Source organism: Micromonospora sp. CNZ322 (genome assembly GCF_007827755.1).
Genome location: NZ_VITD01000005.1, coordinates 317,647 through 331,273 on the forward strand (window position 1 = coordinate 317,647; position 13,627 = coordinate 331,273).

12 protein-coding genes are annotated in these 13,627 nt (G+C 69.5%); 3 read left to right on the forward strand and 9 right to left on the reverse strand.

Annotated elements, in window-relative coordinates; all coding sequences use genetic code 11:
• Positions 1 to 56: 56 nt before the first annotated feature.
• Positions 57 to 2,333: a catalase/peroxidase HPI gene (katG, locus tag FB453_RS15365; protein WP_145790840.1), complete on the reverse strand. Its 2,277-nt coding sequence runs from the start codon at positions 2,331 to 2,333 to the stop codon at positions 57 to 59.
• Positions 2,330 to 2,785 carry a Fur family transcriptional regulator gene (locus FB453_RS15370; RefSeq protein WP_279616384.1) on the reverse strand — a complete coding sequence of 152 codons (456 nt, stop codon included), beginning with the start codon at positions 2,783 to 2,785 and terminating at the stop codon, positions 2,330 to 2,332. Before FB453_RS15370 ends, katG begins: the two co-directional genes overlap by 4 nt.
• 198 nt (positions 2,786 to 2,983) lie before the next feature.
• On the opposite strand from FB453_RS15370, the gene FB453_RS15375 reads away from it, so the two are divergent.
• The 3 genes from FB453_RS15375 (at position 2,984) to FB453_RS15385 (ending at position 6,002) form a co-directional block, all read left to right on the forward strand.
• Positions 2,984 to 3,391 (forward strand): YciI family protein, encoded by a 408-nt coding sequence (locus FB453_RS15375; protein WP_145790842.1) that lies wholly within the window; start codon positions 2,984 to 2,986, stop codon positions 3,389 to 3,391.
• Between the two features lie 8 nt (positions 3,392 to 3,399).
• Complete coding sequence (locus FB453_RS15380) at positions 3,400 to 4,545, forward strand: DUF6596 domain-containing protein (protein WP_145791085.1); 1,146 nt, start codon at positions 3,400 to 3,402, stop codon at positions 4,543 to 4,545.
• A gap of 431 nt (positions 4,546 to 4,976) precedes the next feature.
• Positions 4,977 to 6,002, forward strand: coding sequence for a glycoside hydrolase family 11 protein (locus FB453_RS15385; protein WP_145790844.1), 1,026 nt, complete (start codon positions 4,977 to 4,979; stop codon positions 6,000 to 6,002).
• Positions 6,003 to 6,256: 254 nt separating this feature from the next.
• On the opposite strand, the gene FB453_RS15390 is transcribed toward FB453_RS15385, so the two are convergent.
• The 7 genes from FB453_RS15390 to FB453_RS15420 all read right to left on the reverse strand — a co-directional run bounded on the left by FB453_RS15390 (position 6,257) and on the right by FB453_RS15420 (position 13,622).
• Complete coding sequence (locus FB453_RS15390) at positions 6,257 to 7,750, reverse strand: serine/threonine-protein kinase (protein ID WP_486480276.1); 1,494 nt, start codon at positions 7,748 to 7,750, stop codon at positions 6,257 to 6,259.
• Positions 7,751 to 7,884: 134 nt separating this feature from the next.
• Positions 7,885 to 8,778 carry an SGNH/GDSL hydrolase family protein gene (locus tag FB453_RS15395; RefSeq protein WP_145790848.1) on the reverse strand — a complete coding sequence of 298 codons (894 nt, stop codon included), beginning with the start codon at positions 8,776 to 8,778 and terminating at the stop codon, positions 7,885 to 7,887.
• Positions 8,779 to 8,982: 204 nt separating this feature from the next.
• Positions 8,983 to 9,597, reverse strand: coding sequence for a dihydrofolate reductase family protein (locus tag FB453_RS15400; RefSeq protein ID WP_145790850.1), 615 nt, complete (start codon positions 9,595 to 9,597; stop codon positions 8,983 to 8,985).
• Between the two features lie 107 nt (positions 9,598 to 9,704).
• On the reverse strand, positions 9,705 to 10,187 hold the full coding sequence (locus FB453_RS15405) for a GNAT family N-acetyltransferase (RefSeq protein WP_186718300.1): 483 nt from the start codon (positions 10,185 to 10,187) through the stop codon (positions 9,705 to 9,707).
• 263 nt (positions 10,188 to 10,450) lie between these two features.
• Positions 10,451 to 11,848, reverse strand: coding sequence for a glycoside hydrolase family 62 protein (locus FB453_RS15410; RefSeq protein WP_145790855.1), 1,398 nt, complete (start codon positions 11,846 to 11,848; stop codon positions 10,451 to 10,453).
• A 186-nt stretch (positions 11,849 to 12,034) separates the two neighbouring features.
• The gene (locus FB453_RS15415) at positions 12,035 to 13,120 is read right to left on the reverse strand and encodes a hypothetical protein (RefSeq protein ID WP_145790857.1); all 1,086 of its coding nucleotides are present in this window, start codon (positions 13,118 to 13,120) and stop codon (positions 12,035 to 12,037) included.
• A gap of 58 nt (positions 13,121 to 13,178) precedes the next feature.
• Positions 13,179 to 13,622: an OsmC family protein gene (locus FB453_RS15420; protein WP_145790859.1), complete on the reverse strand. Its 444-nt coding sequence runs from the start codon at positions 13,620 to 13,622 to the stop codon at positions 13,179 to 13,181.
• Positions 13,623 to 13,627 lie beyond the last annotated feature (5 nt).

Genomic DNA, 13,627 nt, shown 5'->3' on the forward strand with positions numbered 1-13,627 from the left:
GCGACGAGCCCCGGTCGATCACGTGCGGATCGGCCGGGGCTCGTCGGTGGTACCTGTCAGGCGAGATCGAACCGGTCGAGCTCCATGACCTTGGTCCAGGCGGCCACGAAGTCCGCCACGAACTTGTCACGGGCGTCCTGGCTGGCGTAGACCTCGGCGAGGGCGCGCAGCTGCGAGTTGGACCCGAAGATGAGGTCGACCGCGGTGGCGGTCCACTTCACCTCGTCGGTGGCCAGGTCGCGGATCTCGTACACGTGCTCGTCGGACTTCGACGCGCTCCACCGGGTGCCCGGAGAGAGCAGGTTGGCGAAGAAGTCGTTAGTGAGCACGCCTGGCCGGTCGGTGAGCACACCGTGCTGGCTGCCGCCGACGTTGGCGCCGAGGGAACGCAGGCCGCCGATGAGGACGGTCATCTCGGGTGCGGTCAGGTTGAGCATGTAGGCACGGTCGATGAGCAGCACCTCCGGCTGGGTCTTCTCGCCGACGCGCAGGTAGTTGCGGAAACCGTCGGCGCGCGGCTCCATGACCCGGAAGGAATCGGTGTCGGTCTGCTCCTGGGTCGCGTCGGTGCGGCCCGGCCGGAACGGCACTGTCACCTCGACGCCGGCGTCCCGCGCCGCCTTCTCGACGGCGGCCGAACCGGCCAGCACGATCAGGTCGGCGAGCGAGATGGCCGCCCCGCCGGCGGCGTTGAACTCCTGCTGGATGCCCTCGAGGGTGGCGAGGACGGTGGCCAGCTGCTCGGGCTGGTTGACCTCCCAGCTGCGCTGCGGCTCGAGGCGAATCCGCGCCCCGTTGGCGCCGCCGCGCTTGTCGGTGTGCCGGAAGCTCGCGGCAGAGGCCCAGGCCGTGGAGACCAGCTGGTCGATAGTGAGACCGGACTCCAGGACCTTCGCCTTGAGTGCGGCGATGTCGGCGTCGCCCACCAGCTCGTGGTCGACGGCCGGCACCGGGTCCTGCCAGAGCTGCGGCTCGGCCACCCACGGCCCGAGGAAGCGCTCGATCGGGCCCATGTCTCGGTGCAGCAGCTTGTACCACGCCTTGGCGAAGGCCAGCGCGAACTGGTCGGGGTTCTCCAGGAAGCGGCGGGAGATCTTCTCGTACGCCGGGTCGACGCGCAGCGACAGGTCGGTCGTGAGCATCGTCGGCCGGTGCTTCTTCGCCGGGTCGAAGGGATCCGGGATGATCGCCTCGGCGTCCTTGGCGACCCACTGCTTCGCGCCACCGGGGCTGGTGGTGAGCTCCCACTCGTAACCGAAGAGGATCTCGAAGAAGCGGTTGCTCCACTGCGTCGGCACGTCGGTCCACGTCACCTCGAGACCACTGGTGATCGTGTCGGCGCCCTTGCCGCTGCCGTGGGTGCTCAACCAACCCAGGCCCTGCGCCTCCAGCGGGGCACCCTCGGGCTCCGGACCCACGTGGTTGTCGGCGACGCCGGCACCGTGGGTCTTACCGAAGGTGTGACCACCGGCGATGAGGGCGACGGTCTCCTCGTCGTTCATCGCCATCCGGCCGAAGGTCTCGCGGATGAAGTGCGCCGCGGCGGCCGGGTCCGCGTTACCGCGCGGGCCCTCCGGGTTGACGTAGATGAGCCCCATCTCGGTCGAGCCGACGCCAGCCGCCATCTCCTTCTCGGAGGCGTAGCGCTCGTCGCCCAGCCAGGTGTCCTCCGGACCCCAGAAGATCTCCTCGGGCTCCCAGACGTCCTCGCGACCGAAGCCGAAGCCGAAGGTCTTGAAGCCCATCGACTCCAGGGAGACGTTGCCGGCGAGCACGATCAGGTCGGCCCACGAGATCTTCTGGCCGTACTTCTGCTTGACCGGCCAGAGCAGCCGGCGGGCCTTGTCCAGGTTGGCGTTGTCCGGCCAGCTGTTCAGCGGCGCGAAACGCTGACCGCCGTCGCCCGCGCCACCGCGACCGTCCTCGATGCGGTACGTGCCGGCGGAGTGCCAGCTCATCCGGATCATGAGGCCGCCGTAGTGGCCGAAGTCGGCCGGCCACCAGTCCTGCGAGGTGGTGAGCACCTCGACGATGTCGCGCTTGAGGGCCTCGACGTCGAGCTTCGCGAACTCCCTGGCGTAGCTGAAGTTCTCGCCCAGCGGGTTGCCCTTGGACGAGTGGGCGTGCAGCACCGACAGGTCGAGCTGGTTGGGCCACCAGTCCCGGTTGGTGCGGGGACGACCGCCGGTCTTCGGGGTCGGCGAGTCGATCGCCGGGTTCTCGCTCTCGCTGCCGTGCGCGGTCACTGAGTCGTGCGCGACCGGGCAGCCGGCAGCTGCCTTCTGGTCCACGCCCTGCGCACTGACGGGGCCGTTGTCCTGGGTGTCGCTCATGTACTTCCTTCCGAGCTTGCGGATCTCTGGGGCGTGCGTTCGGTCGCGCAGTCGGGGCAGCTGCCCCAGTAGACGACCTCCGCCTCGTCGACCACGAAACCGTGGTCGCCGGAGGCGGTGAGACAGGGGGCGTGACCGACGGCGCAGTCGACGTCGGCGATGGCGCCGCAGGAGCGGCACACGACATGGTGGTGGTTGTCCGCGACCCGGGACTCGTAGCGGGCGGTCGCCCCGGCCGGTTGGATGCGCCGCACCAGGCCGGCGTCGGTGAGCACGCGCAGCACGTCGTACACGGCCTGGTGGGAGACCGTGGGGTGATCCGCGCGGACCAGCGCGATCACCGCGTCGGTGCCGGCGTGCGGGTGGTCACGTAGCGCCGCGAGCACCGCCAACCGGGGCCGGGTCACGCGCAACGAGACGGCCCGCAGCTGCGCCTCGAAGTCGGACATCACGGGTACGAACACTAGCTCACTATTTTGGAATGAATCAAGTTTTGCGCCGCCCGTGGTGCCCCGACGGCGGACGATTCACCCGAGGTTAACCTGCGGGAGGAAGAAAATCGGACAGCCATGTCGAGAAGTGCCGACCGGCTTCGTCCCCGGAGTGAACGTGACCACGATGGGTCGCAGCCAGCACCGAGGAGCATCACGATGGCGAAGTACCTGCTGCTCAAGCACTACCGGGGCACCCCGGCCACGGTCAACGACGTGCCGATGGACCAGTGGACCCCGGCGGAGATCTCGGCCCACATGCAGTACATGCGCGACTTCGCGGCCCGACTCGAGGGCACCGGAGAGTTCGTCGACGGTCAGGCACTCGCCCCGGAGGGGACGTTCGTCCGGTACGCCGGCGAGGGCCGCCCGCCGGTCACCGACGGTCCCTTCGCCGAGACCAAGGATCTCATCGCCGGCTGGATGGTGATCGACGTCGACAGCTACGACCGGGCCGTCGAGCTGGCCGGGGAGCTGTCGGCCGCTCCCGGGGCGGGCGGGAAGCCGATCCACGAGTGGCTGGAGCTGCGCCCGTTCCTGAGCGAGCCCCCCACCATCACGGAGTGACGGCCCCGATGGACGAGACGCTGCTGCGCAGCCTCACGCCGAGCGTCCTCGGGATCCTCGTCCGCCGCGGAATCGACTTCGCGGCGGCCGAGGACGCCGTGCAGGACGCCCTTGTCGAGGCGGTCCGGGTCTGGCCGGCCGACCCGCCGCGCGACCCGAAGGGCTGGCTGACCACTGTGGCGTGGCGACGGTTCCTCGACGCGGCGCGGGCCGACGCCGCTCGCCGTCGGCGGGAGGATCTCGTCGACGAGGAGCCGGCGTCAGGGCCCGCTCCCACGGTGGACGACACGCTCCAGCTCTACTTCCTGTGCGCCCACCCGTCGCTGACGCCCTCGTCCGCGGTCGCGCTCACGCTGCGCGCCGTCGGCGGGTTGACCACCCGGCAGATCGCCCACGCCTACCTGGTGCCCGAGGCGACCATGGCGCAGCGCATCAGCAGGGCCAAGCGCACCGTCTCCGGGCTGCGCTTCGACCGACCCGGTGACGTCGCCACCGTGCTGCGCGTCCTCTACCTGGTCTTCAACGAGGGCTACTCGGGTGACGTGGACCTCGCCGCCGAGGCCATCCGGCTCACCCGGCAGCTCGCGGCCGCGATCGACCACCCCGAGGTGGCAGGGCTACTCGCCCTCATGCTGTTGCACCACGCCCGGCGCGCCGCCCGGACCGCGCCCGACGGCAGCCTGGTGCCACTCGCCGAGCAGGACCGCAGCCGCTGGGACACCCGGTCGATCGCCGAGGGCGTCGAGATCCTGCAGGCGGCCCTGGCCCGCGACCAACTGGGCGAGTTCCAGGCCCAGGCGGCCATCGCGGCGCTGCACGCGGACGCGCCGACCGCCGCCGAGACCGACTGGGTGCAGATCGTGGAGTGGTACGACGAACTCGCGTGCCTGACCGCGAACCCGGTCGTCCGACTCAACCGCGCGGTGGCGGTCGGTGAGGCCGACGGCCCCAGGGCCGGCCTGACGGCGCTCGCGGCGGTGGACGCCGCGCTGCCCCGGTACACGGCGGTGGCGGCGTACCTGCACGAGCGCGACGGCGATCCGACAACGGCGGCACGGCTGTACGCCGAGGCCGCCCAGCAGGCCCCCAACCTCGCCGAACGCGACCATCTGACCCGCCAGGCCGCCAGGCTCAACGCGCTGCGCCGTCGCTGACGGCTCGGGCAACGGGAGCGTCTGCCCGTGCCACTGGCCACGGCCGGGACACCTGGTCCGGAAAGTCTCCGGAACTTCCGGCAGCCCCCATCCCGACCGATGTTCGGCTGTTGCGACGCCGCGGTGACCGCCCTGGACTCTGATCGACTACTGACCTGGATGGATGCCGTTCCGGCGATGACGGCGGTGTTGCCACGCTGTTTCCGGAAATTGTTGACAAGTCGACGGCTGGGTTAATACGGTCGCCATCGACGGCGCTCGATTGTCGTCAGCACCAACCACCACGACCCACTTCTCCGGTCGTCGTGCAGGACGACCGGCCCACCACCACCGAGCGGTACGACGCCGTGGCCGTTACCCGACCACCGGCAGCCTGCCGAGGCATACCGCGCCGCTGGCCCCCGCCAGCCGTCAGAGGAGGCAACAGTTCCATGACCGACACCAGCCACACCAAACCGAGAGGCCGCGGCCGCATGCGGTTGCTCCTGGGCGCCGCATGCGCCGCCGTCGTGGCCGTCGCCGGCACGATGACGGCCACCAACGCGTACGCCGAGGCCGACCGGACCCTCACGTCGAACCTCACCGGCACGCACAACGGGTACTACTTCTCGTTCTGGAAGGACAGCGGCAACGCCAGCATGACGCTGCGCGCCGACGGCCGATACACCAGCAGCTGGGACAGGAGCACCAACAACTGGGTCGGCGGCAAGGGCTGGGCCACCGGCAACCGTCGGACGGTCACCTACTCGGGCAGCTACAACCCGGGTAACAACAACACCTACCTCGCCCTCTACGGATGGACGCGCAACCCGCTCATCGAGTACTACGTGGTGGAGAACTTCGGCAGCTACAACCCGAGCAGCGGCGCCACCCGGATGGGCACGGTCACCACTGACGGCGGCACCTACGACATCCTCCGCAGCCAGCGGGTCAACGCCCCGTCGATCGACGGCAACCAGACGTTCTACCAGTTCTGGAGCGTCCGCCAGCAGAAGCGCTCGAGTGGCACCATCACCACCGCCAACCACTTCGACGCCTGGGCCCGGGCCGGCCTGAACCTCGGCACCAACCACAGCTACCAGGTCATGGCCACCGAGGGCTACCAGAGCCAGGGAAGCTCCGACATCACCGTCCGGGAGGGCAGCGGCGGCGGCAACCCGACCACCCCGCCCCCCACCGGAAACCCGGGGACCGGAAACTGCAACGCGACGATCTCCGCCGGCCAGCAGTGGGGTGACCGGTTCAACCTCAACGTCGCGGTCAGCGGCACCAACAACTGGGTCGTCAGCCTCGGCCTCGGTGGCGGCCAGAGCATTCAGAACAGTTGGAACGCCGCCGTCAACGGCAACAGCGGCACCGTCACCGCGACGCCGAACGGCAACGGCAACAACTTCGGCGTAACGATCATGGCCAACGGCAACTGGAACTGGCCAACGATCAGCTGTCGTACCAGTTGACCTCGATCAGTTCCTGACACATCGCACCACTGGCGTGGCGGCCTCGGTCGCCACGCCAGTCTGCGTTGCGCAGGCACCCCCGTCCGCCTCGGCGTCCATGCGGCCACGGGCCGACCCCGCTCGACGTGCCCTTTGCTCTGCACCCGCCGAGGCACCACCGGCCTACAGCTGGATGGCGCTTCCGCGGGTGCAGAGCAAAGGGCGGATCTTGCGGCACGGTCCAGTCACAAGACCGTGGTCTTCGCCGCCGTCCGCTACGCCCGCGGCAACGCGGTCTCTCCTCCGGCCGTCGATTCCTCCGCCGACGGTTCCTCCGCCGACGGTTCCTCCGCCGACGGTTCCTCCGCCGACGGTTCCTCTGCCGACGGTTCCTCCGCCGACGGGTCCGAGGTTGGGTCCGCCGCGGGGTCCTCCGTCGTCCCCGAGGTCGGCGCCACTGTCGTTCCACCCGTCGGGGCTTCCGTCGGCTCCGCAGGAGCGCTCTCGGACGCGGTGGGACCAGGCGCATCCGTAGTGCTTCCACCGGACGGCGTCGACAGATCCACCGTCCCCTCGGCCCGGGTTGGCGTCGGGGTCGGGGAGCCGGGCGCTCGGACCGGCAGACCCGCAGAACTGCGGGTGGCCGGTTCACCGCCGCCGACGCCGGGGCCCGGTTCCCGCTGCGACGGCACCGTTGGCGACACCGCGGGCGGCACCGCGGGAGGCGTCGACGGGCGCCCGGCCGGGCCGGGCATGATCCCGATGGGATCGGCGAGCGCCAGGACGGCGGCTGCGGCGGCCAACGATCCGAGAAGCACCGCGAGCGCTCTGGGCCCAGGAGTGACGGCCCGGCTCACCGTGCCACCGGGGGCCGACCGCCGGGCATCCGTGACCTCGGTCCGCACCCCGATCTCGGTCGCCCCGGTCGCGGTGGACAGCAGGTGGTCGGACGGGGCCGCGAGTGCCTGCGCCGCCCCGGCCATGGCCGCTGCCGTCGGAAAGCGGTCTGCGGGCTCCTTGGCCATCGCGGTGGCGACCACACGCCGGACCTCGGCCGGAACGTCCTCGGGCAGTGGCGACGGTTCCTCTTCGAGATGCCGCAGCGCCACCGCGACGGCATTCTCGCCCTGGTGCGGCGGCCGCCCGGCGAGGCAGTGGTAGACGACAGCCCCCAGCGCGTAGATGTCGATCGCCGGTGTGGTCTCGTTCTTCGCAACCTGCTCGGGTGCCATGTACAGGGCGGTGCCGACGATCTGGTTCGCTGCGGTCAGGCTCGTCGCTTCCCGCGTCACCGCGACACCGAAATCGACGAGTACGGCGTGTCCGTCCGGCTCGATGATCAGATTGCTGGGTTTGACGTCACGGTGGACGACACCGGCGTCATGCGCGGCCTGCAGGGCACGGGCGGCCTGCGCGGCGATCGACATCGTCTCGGCCACGTCCAGCCGGCCGACCTCGGCGATCCGCTCCGACAAGGGCTGCCCCTGCACGCATTCCATCACGATGTAGGCGAGGACCGGCGCTCCGGACTGGGACACCTCACCGTAGTCGTAGACCTGGGCGACACCTGGGTGACGCAGAGCTGCCATGGCCCGCGCCTCGCGCCGGAACCGCTCACCAAAGCCGCCGTCGGTAGCCAACCGAGGTTGCAGCATCTTGACCGCCACGCAGCGGTCGAGGGTTTCGTCGACCGCCCGCCACACGTCACCCATTCCGCCGCTGGCGATGCTTTCGACCAGGCGGTAACGGTCTCCGACGACTTGCCCCACATTCGGCATAGCTTTCGGTACCCCGGACTCCCCGATCTCAAGCACAGCGAGTCTGGGCACCGCCGCGCGGCGCACGGCAGGAGTGGCCCGCCCCGCCGCTGCCGGCGGGGCGGGCTCGGCCGTTTACGGCTCGGTCAGCTGTTCAGCCTGCCAATCAGGGCGGTGGCCATGCCCTGCTCACCTCGGGCGTTGGGGTGGAACGGCGCGGCCGAGTTCTGCGGCACCAGACCCTCGACCCACCGGGTGCCGCTGCCCTTGCACGCGTCGCGGCCGATGGACGGGGTGTAGACATCGGCGTAGGTGGCGCCGTTGGCGATCGCGACGCTGGCCAGCATCGCGTTGAGCGACTTCTCGACGCCACGCAGGTACGGCACGTCCTGGTAGGCGATCGGAACGACCGGCCAGCAGCCGTAACCGCTGTCCGGCAGGATCGCCGGATAGCCGAGCACCACGACCCGCGCGCCCGGTGCGGCCTGCCGGACCGCCTGGAGCACGGCGGTGATCTTCGGCGTGGCGGCGACGATCCGCGCCTGCAACTGGTCGACACCTCCGGCGGTGTACCGGTTCTTGCACGGAGAGCCGAGCGGGCTACTGACGCTCGCCTCCGCGCAGTCGCCGATGATGCCGGAGAAGCCGATGTCGTTGCCGCCGATCTGCACCGTCACCAGCGATGTGTTCGACGTGACCGCGTTGAGCTGCGGCGGCAACGTGATGCCCAGTTGGCCACTACCGCCGTAGAGGATGTCCTCCGTGGTGGCGCCGGAGCAGCTCACGTCGGCGAACGACGACGAGCCGGCGGACGCCGCCACCAGCGACGGGTAGTTACGGTTGGAGCGCAGGCAGTTGAGGTCGACCTGGGTGGGGATCAGCGGACCTGCTGTGTACGAGTCGCCCAGCGCGACGTAACGGCCGGTGGGCACGGCGGCGCTGGCGGGGGTGGCGACGGTGAGCAGCACGCCGGCGGTGGCCAGCGCGAGTGCGGCCAACCGGGTGGCTGCCCGCAGGCGGGGCAGGCGGGGACGGGTCATGGCGCCTCCCAGGAGGGATCAGGGTGGTGGTGCCCGAGATCCTGTCGCCGTCAACGCCCACCGTCAATATCGATGAACCTCACTAAATGTCGGTCCGAAGTGTGGGATTAATCGGTGGTGGTCAATACAGCGAGGCGTACCACCGGGCACCGGTGGCCCGGACCCGGGAGCGGCCGGCGCGGCGGCCGTCCCCGAAAACGCGCCCTAGTTTCCGGCTGGCACCTGGTCCTTGATTTCCTCATAGCCGACCGGAGTCGGTGCCGTGCCCGGCGCGTAGATCACCCGGAGGACGCCGGTCGGGAACGCCTCCGAAGCCAGCAGTCGCAGGTGGTACGCCGCGTCGCCCTCGTCGAACAGCTTGCGGCCCTTGCGCGCGGCCACCGGATGCACCAGCAGACGCAGCTCGTCGACCAGGCCCGCGGCGAGCAGTTGCTGCACCACGGAGATCGACCCGGGGATGAGGATTCCCCGGACGCCGGCATCGGCCTTGAGCGCGGTGACAGCGTCGAGGAGGCCACCGTTGATCAGCTCGGAGTTGCGCCAGGAGAACTCCAGCGGCTGGCGTGAGACGACGACCTTGCGCATGTCGCCGAGTTGCTTGGCGAACGGCGCGTCGTCCCCACCCGCGGCCTCCCGGCCGGGCCACGCCCCGGCGAAGCTGTCGTACGTCTCGCGGCCGATGAGCAGCACATCGGCGGCGTCATAGTCCTCGGTGACGGCGCGGCCCATGTTCTCGTCGAAGTACGGGAAGTGCCAGTCAGGGTCGATCTCGGCCACACCGTCGGTCGAGATGAACAGCGTGGAGATGACCTTTGCCATCGCGGGGATCCCTTCGAGTCGGGTGATGTCGGTAGGTCGACCGGCGCATCGTCCCAAACTCGTCAGCCACAGGCGGTCCCGATGGTGCGTGTCGTATCCCGTCTTTGTCAGCCAGACGTCACGGAAGCGATCCAATGCCACGTTTCGAGCAGCTTCGGCTGCCCCAACCCATTCGTCCTCTCGACGACGGCATCGTCGCTCCGGACGTATCCGGCGGACTCAGCGACCCGCTGCGAGGGCACATTGCCCTGGATGATGCTCAGCCGTAGCCGGGTGAAGCCGAGTTCTTCGTGGCAGAACGTCGTCATCAATTGCAGAGAACGTGACGCCAGGCCTCGGCCGCGGTGGGCGGGGCCGATGGCGTACCCCAGCACCCCGCTCGCCACGTGCAGTACGACGAGGCCACGCGGCTCCCCGCCGTCGCGCGTCACGGCCAGGTCGACGATGCCCTGGGCACGGCGCCGCCGGATTCTGACCAGAAAGGCGTCCGCGTCGAATGGGCAAGGAATATCGGTGTTCGCGGCGATGTCCGGCGCGTCGAAGAGGCCCGGCATGTGCGGCAGATCGGCGTCGAGCCAGTCCCGCAGCACAATCCCCTCCCCTTCCATTACGAGAGGGGAGGCGATTGGATCGACCGCCGACGACATTGTTGATTCGCAGCTCACACAACATCCTTACACGGACGTCGCCGCCGGCCTCAGTGCTGCCGTTGCTTGATCGACTCGCGTTCAAGGAAGTCGCGGCGTCAGGACGACCGGTATACCGCGACCTCCATGAACCCGAGTGGATCCGGCGTGGTGCGGGCGGGCTCGGCGTGACGCCGAGCCCGCCCGTCCGGGTCAGTCGAGCGTGATCAAACCGGGCGCTGCAGGGTCAGCAGACCCGGCCGGTACGGCAGGAGGCCGTAGTCGCCGCCGGAGCTGGGGGAACGACCCTGGTAGAGCAGTTGCAGGTTGCAGGCGTCGACGGTCATCGTCTGGTCGGCGTTGGTGCGCAGCAGTTCACCGTGGCTGATGTCGTTGGTCCAGGTGGCGCCGCTGTTGGCCTTGCCGGCGAACGGGTTGCTCTCGCTGGTGGCCTGCGGCGTCCACGAGCCACCCAGGCTGGTGGCCGTGAACGAGCGGAAGTAGCGGCCCTGCGAACCGATCGCCTCGACGATCATGAGATAGCGGTTCTGGCCCTGGAGCTTGTAAACCTGAACGGCCTCGAAGAGGTTGTTCGTGGTGTCGCTCATGATGGTCGTGTAGTTGGAGCCGAAGCTGCCGGGGAAGTTGCCGATCGGCATGCTGGCCCGGTAGATCTTGCCGTTGTCACCGGCGAAGAACAGGTACATGTTCGTGTCGTCACCGATGACCGCCTGGTCGATCGGGCCGGTGCCCGAACCGGTGATGCTTCCGCTGAACAGGGTCTGCGCCGCGGACCAGCCGTTCGGGTTGGTCGGGTTGGTCGAGGTCCGGTAGGAGAACGCCGGCCCACCCCACTGGTAGGCGAGCACCCAGATGTTCTTCGGGGCGAAGTAGAACAGCGACGGCGCGACGGTCGCGTTGTTCATCGCGTTCTGGCTGGCCGAGGCCATCTGCGAGTAGTTCGTGAAGAGGCCGAAGTTCATCGAGCCCCACCGGGTGCCGTTGTCGTGGGTGGTGGCGTAGACGAGTTGCTGGCCGTTGTAGGGGGCGACGGTGAAGTCCTTGAGTGACACCCAACCCGACCTCGGGGTCGCCAACACCCCGGTGGAGGACCACCGGTACGTCGAGGGAAGGTTGCACGTGGTCGGCGGCGGATCGGTCGGCGGTGGGGTGGTCGGCGGCGGGTCGGTCGGCGGCGGAGTCGTCGTGCCGCCGGTGCAGGTGACGCCGTTCAGGGCGAAGCTCGCCGGGTCGGGGTTGCTGCCCGTCCAGGACCCGTTGAACCCGAACGACACAGTGCCGTTGGTCGGGACCCCACCGTTGTAGCTCACGTTCTTCGCCGTCACCGCCGACCCGCTCTGCGTCAGCGACGTGTTCCAGGCCTGCGTCACTGTCTGCCCGGCGCCGTACGACCAGGTCAAGGTCCAACTGCTCAACGGATCACCCAGGTTCGTGATCGCCACGTTGGCGCCGAAGCCGCCCTGCCACTGCGACGACACGGCGTAGTTCACCGAACAACCCTCAGCCGCGGCACCGGCCGGCAGCGCCGCGACAACTGTCGACGACATCAGTAAGCCGACGCCGGCCGCAACCAGACCGACATTGGTGGCTCTGGATCTGGTCATGTAGCACCCTCCTCGCGGGACGGCGGCCCATGCATTGGTGGTGGTCTTTGTGCGGTGACCGATTGTGAGCGTTAACAGGCCGCGTCAGGTATGTTACGGGAGCGCTCCCATACCCTCAACAGCATCTATCCCTCGTTCTCGCCCACGTCGACTTCGCCGGTGCGGCTGGCCCAGCAGCGACCGTCCTCAGACGACGGTGAGGGTGAGGACACCGAACTGGTTGCCCCGCTGCACGTAGTGCGGCAGATACAACTTCCACGTCACGCTCAGCTCGCGCCCGGCCCGCATCGAGGCTGGCACCTCGGCGACCATTTCGAACACGGCGCTGCCGCCGGCAGGGATCTGCGGGAGCGCGCGGCAGTTCAGCCGGTACAGCTGGGCCGAGTTCACCGCGTCGTTCGTCGCGTCGCCGAGAGAGAACCGTTCCATCAGGTAGCCCGGGCAGGGGTCCAGCGCGAGGGGGCCGTCGGTCGGGTTGCCCAGCGTCACCCGGAAGGTGAGCCGCGACCCGGCGGCGGCGGTCGTCGGCCCCTGAACAGCGACGGTGAGCATTTCGAGCGGCGAGGACGGGGGCTTCGACACCGTCACCGGCTCGGTGAACCCGCTCGCGGACAGCGTCCCACGCGCGCGCGGGTGCACCCCCTCCCCCTGCGGACAGCCCGGACGCTCGTCGGCGGTGACCGGTGCGCGCAACCTGCCGCCGTCATGCGGCAGCTCGATCGCGAGCTCCAACGAACCCCTCACGGGCTGACAGAACGGCCCGGACCAGTCCAGGCGCAGGCTGGCGTGGCCGCCGGCCGGCACGGCGACCACCCGGGTACGGCCCTCCTCGTTGATGCCGTGGGTGTAGAGCATCGGGATCTCGCGGCCGCCGGCGAGCATGGTCGTGGGCACCTCGCCCTGCAGGGTGCACTCGACCGTCGACGAGTTCCGCACGTCCACTTCGCCGATGAGCTTGCCGATGGCGGCGTCGAAGCCGCGAGGCGTCTCACCGCCGGCGCCGGGCCGCGTCCAGGTGGTGAGCCGGCCGGTCAACTGCTCTGCCCGGCACGGTTCGCTGCCGGTGGCCGGCGTTCTCGGCGCGGCAGGGCGGCCGTTGAGGTCCTCGCCGGTGATCTTCAGGTCGGCCCAGGGCACGCTGCCGTCGGCGAGCAGTTCGGTGGGCGCCGGCTCCGCGACTGTCGGGTCCGAGCGACCCGGCTGGGCGTTCGGGTCGGCGCACGCCGCCACCATGGTGAGGAGGATCAGCAGTGGCACCAGTAGTCGACGCATGCCCGTCATCCTCACCCGAACGAACCGCAGGAGCCTGAGTAGCCGTGCTCAGCGCCCGTCAGTCCGCGGTGGTCCCGGGGCCCTCGGCGATCGAGACGGGAGTGCCGAGCTCGACGGTACGGGAGACCGTGCACAACCGATCGTGCGACTGCTGCAACGACCGGGGCAGCGCCGCACGGGCCGCGTCGCCCTCCGCGCCCTCCGGGAACGTCACTGTGAACTCGACCCGCAGGTTCCGCATCCGGTTTCCGCCGGCCTCGTCCCGGATCTTGTCACCGGTGACGGCGACGGCGAACTCGGTCGGCTCGGCCCGACGACTGGTGATGTGGTCCACGTCCACAGCGGTGCAGCCGCCGATGGCGGCCAGTAGCAACTCCACCGGCGTGAAACTGCTGTCCTCGCCCGTGCCCAACGACACCGAGCCGCCACGGGAGTTCCGCACGACGTAGTTGCCCAGGCTGGTGCGCTCGATCGCCACCGAACGGAAGGTGTCCTCAGTCATGACAG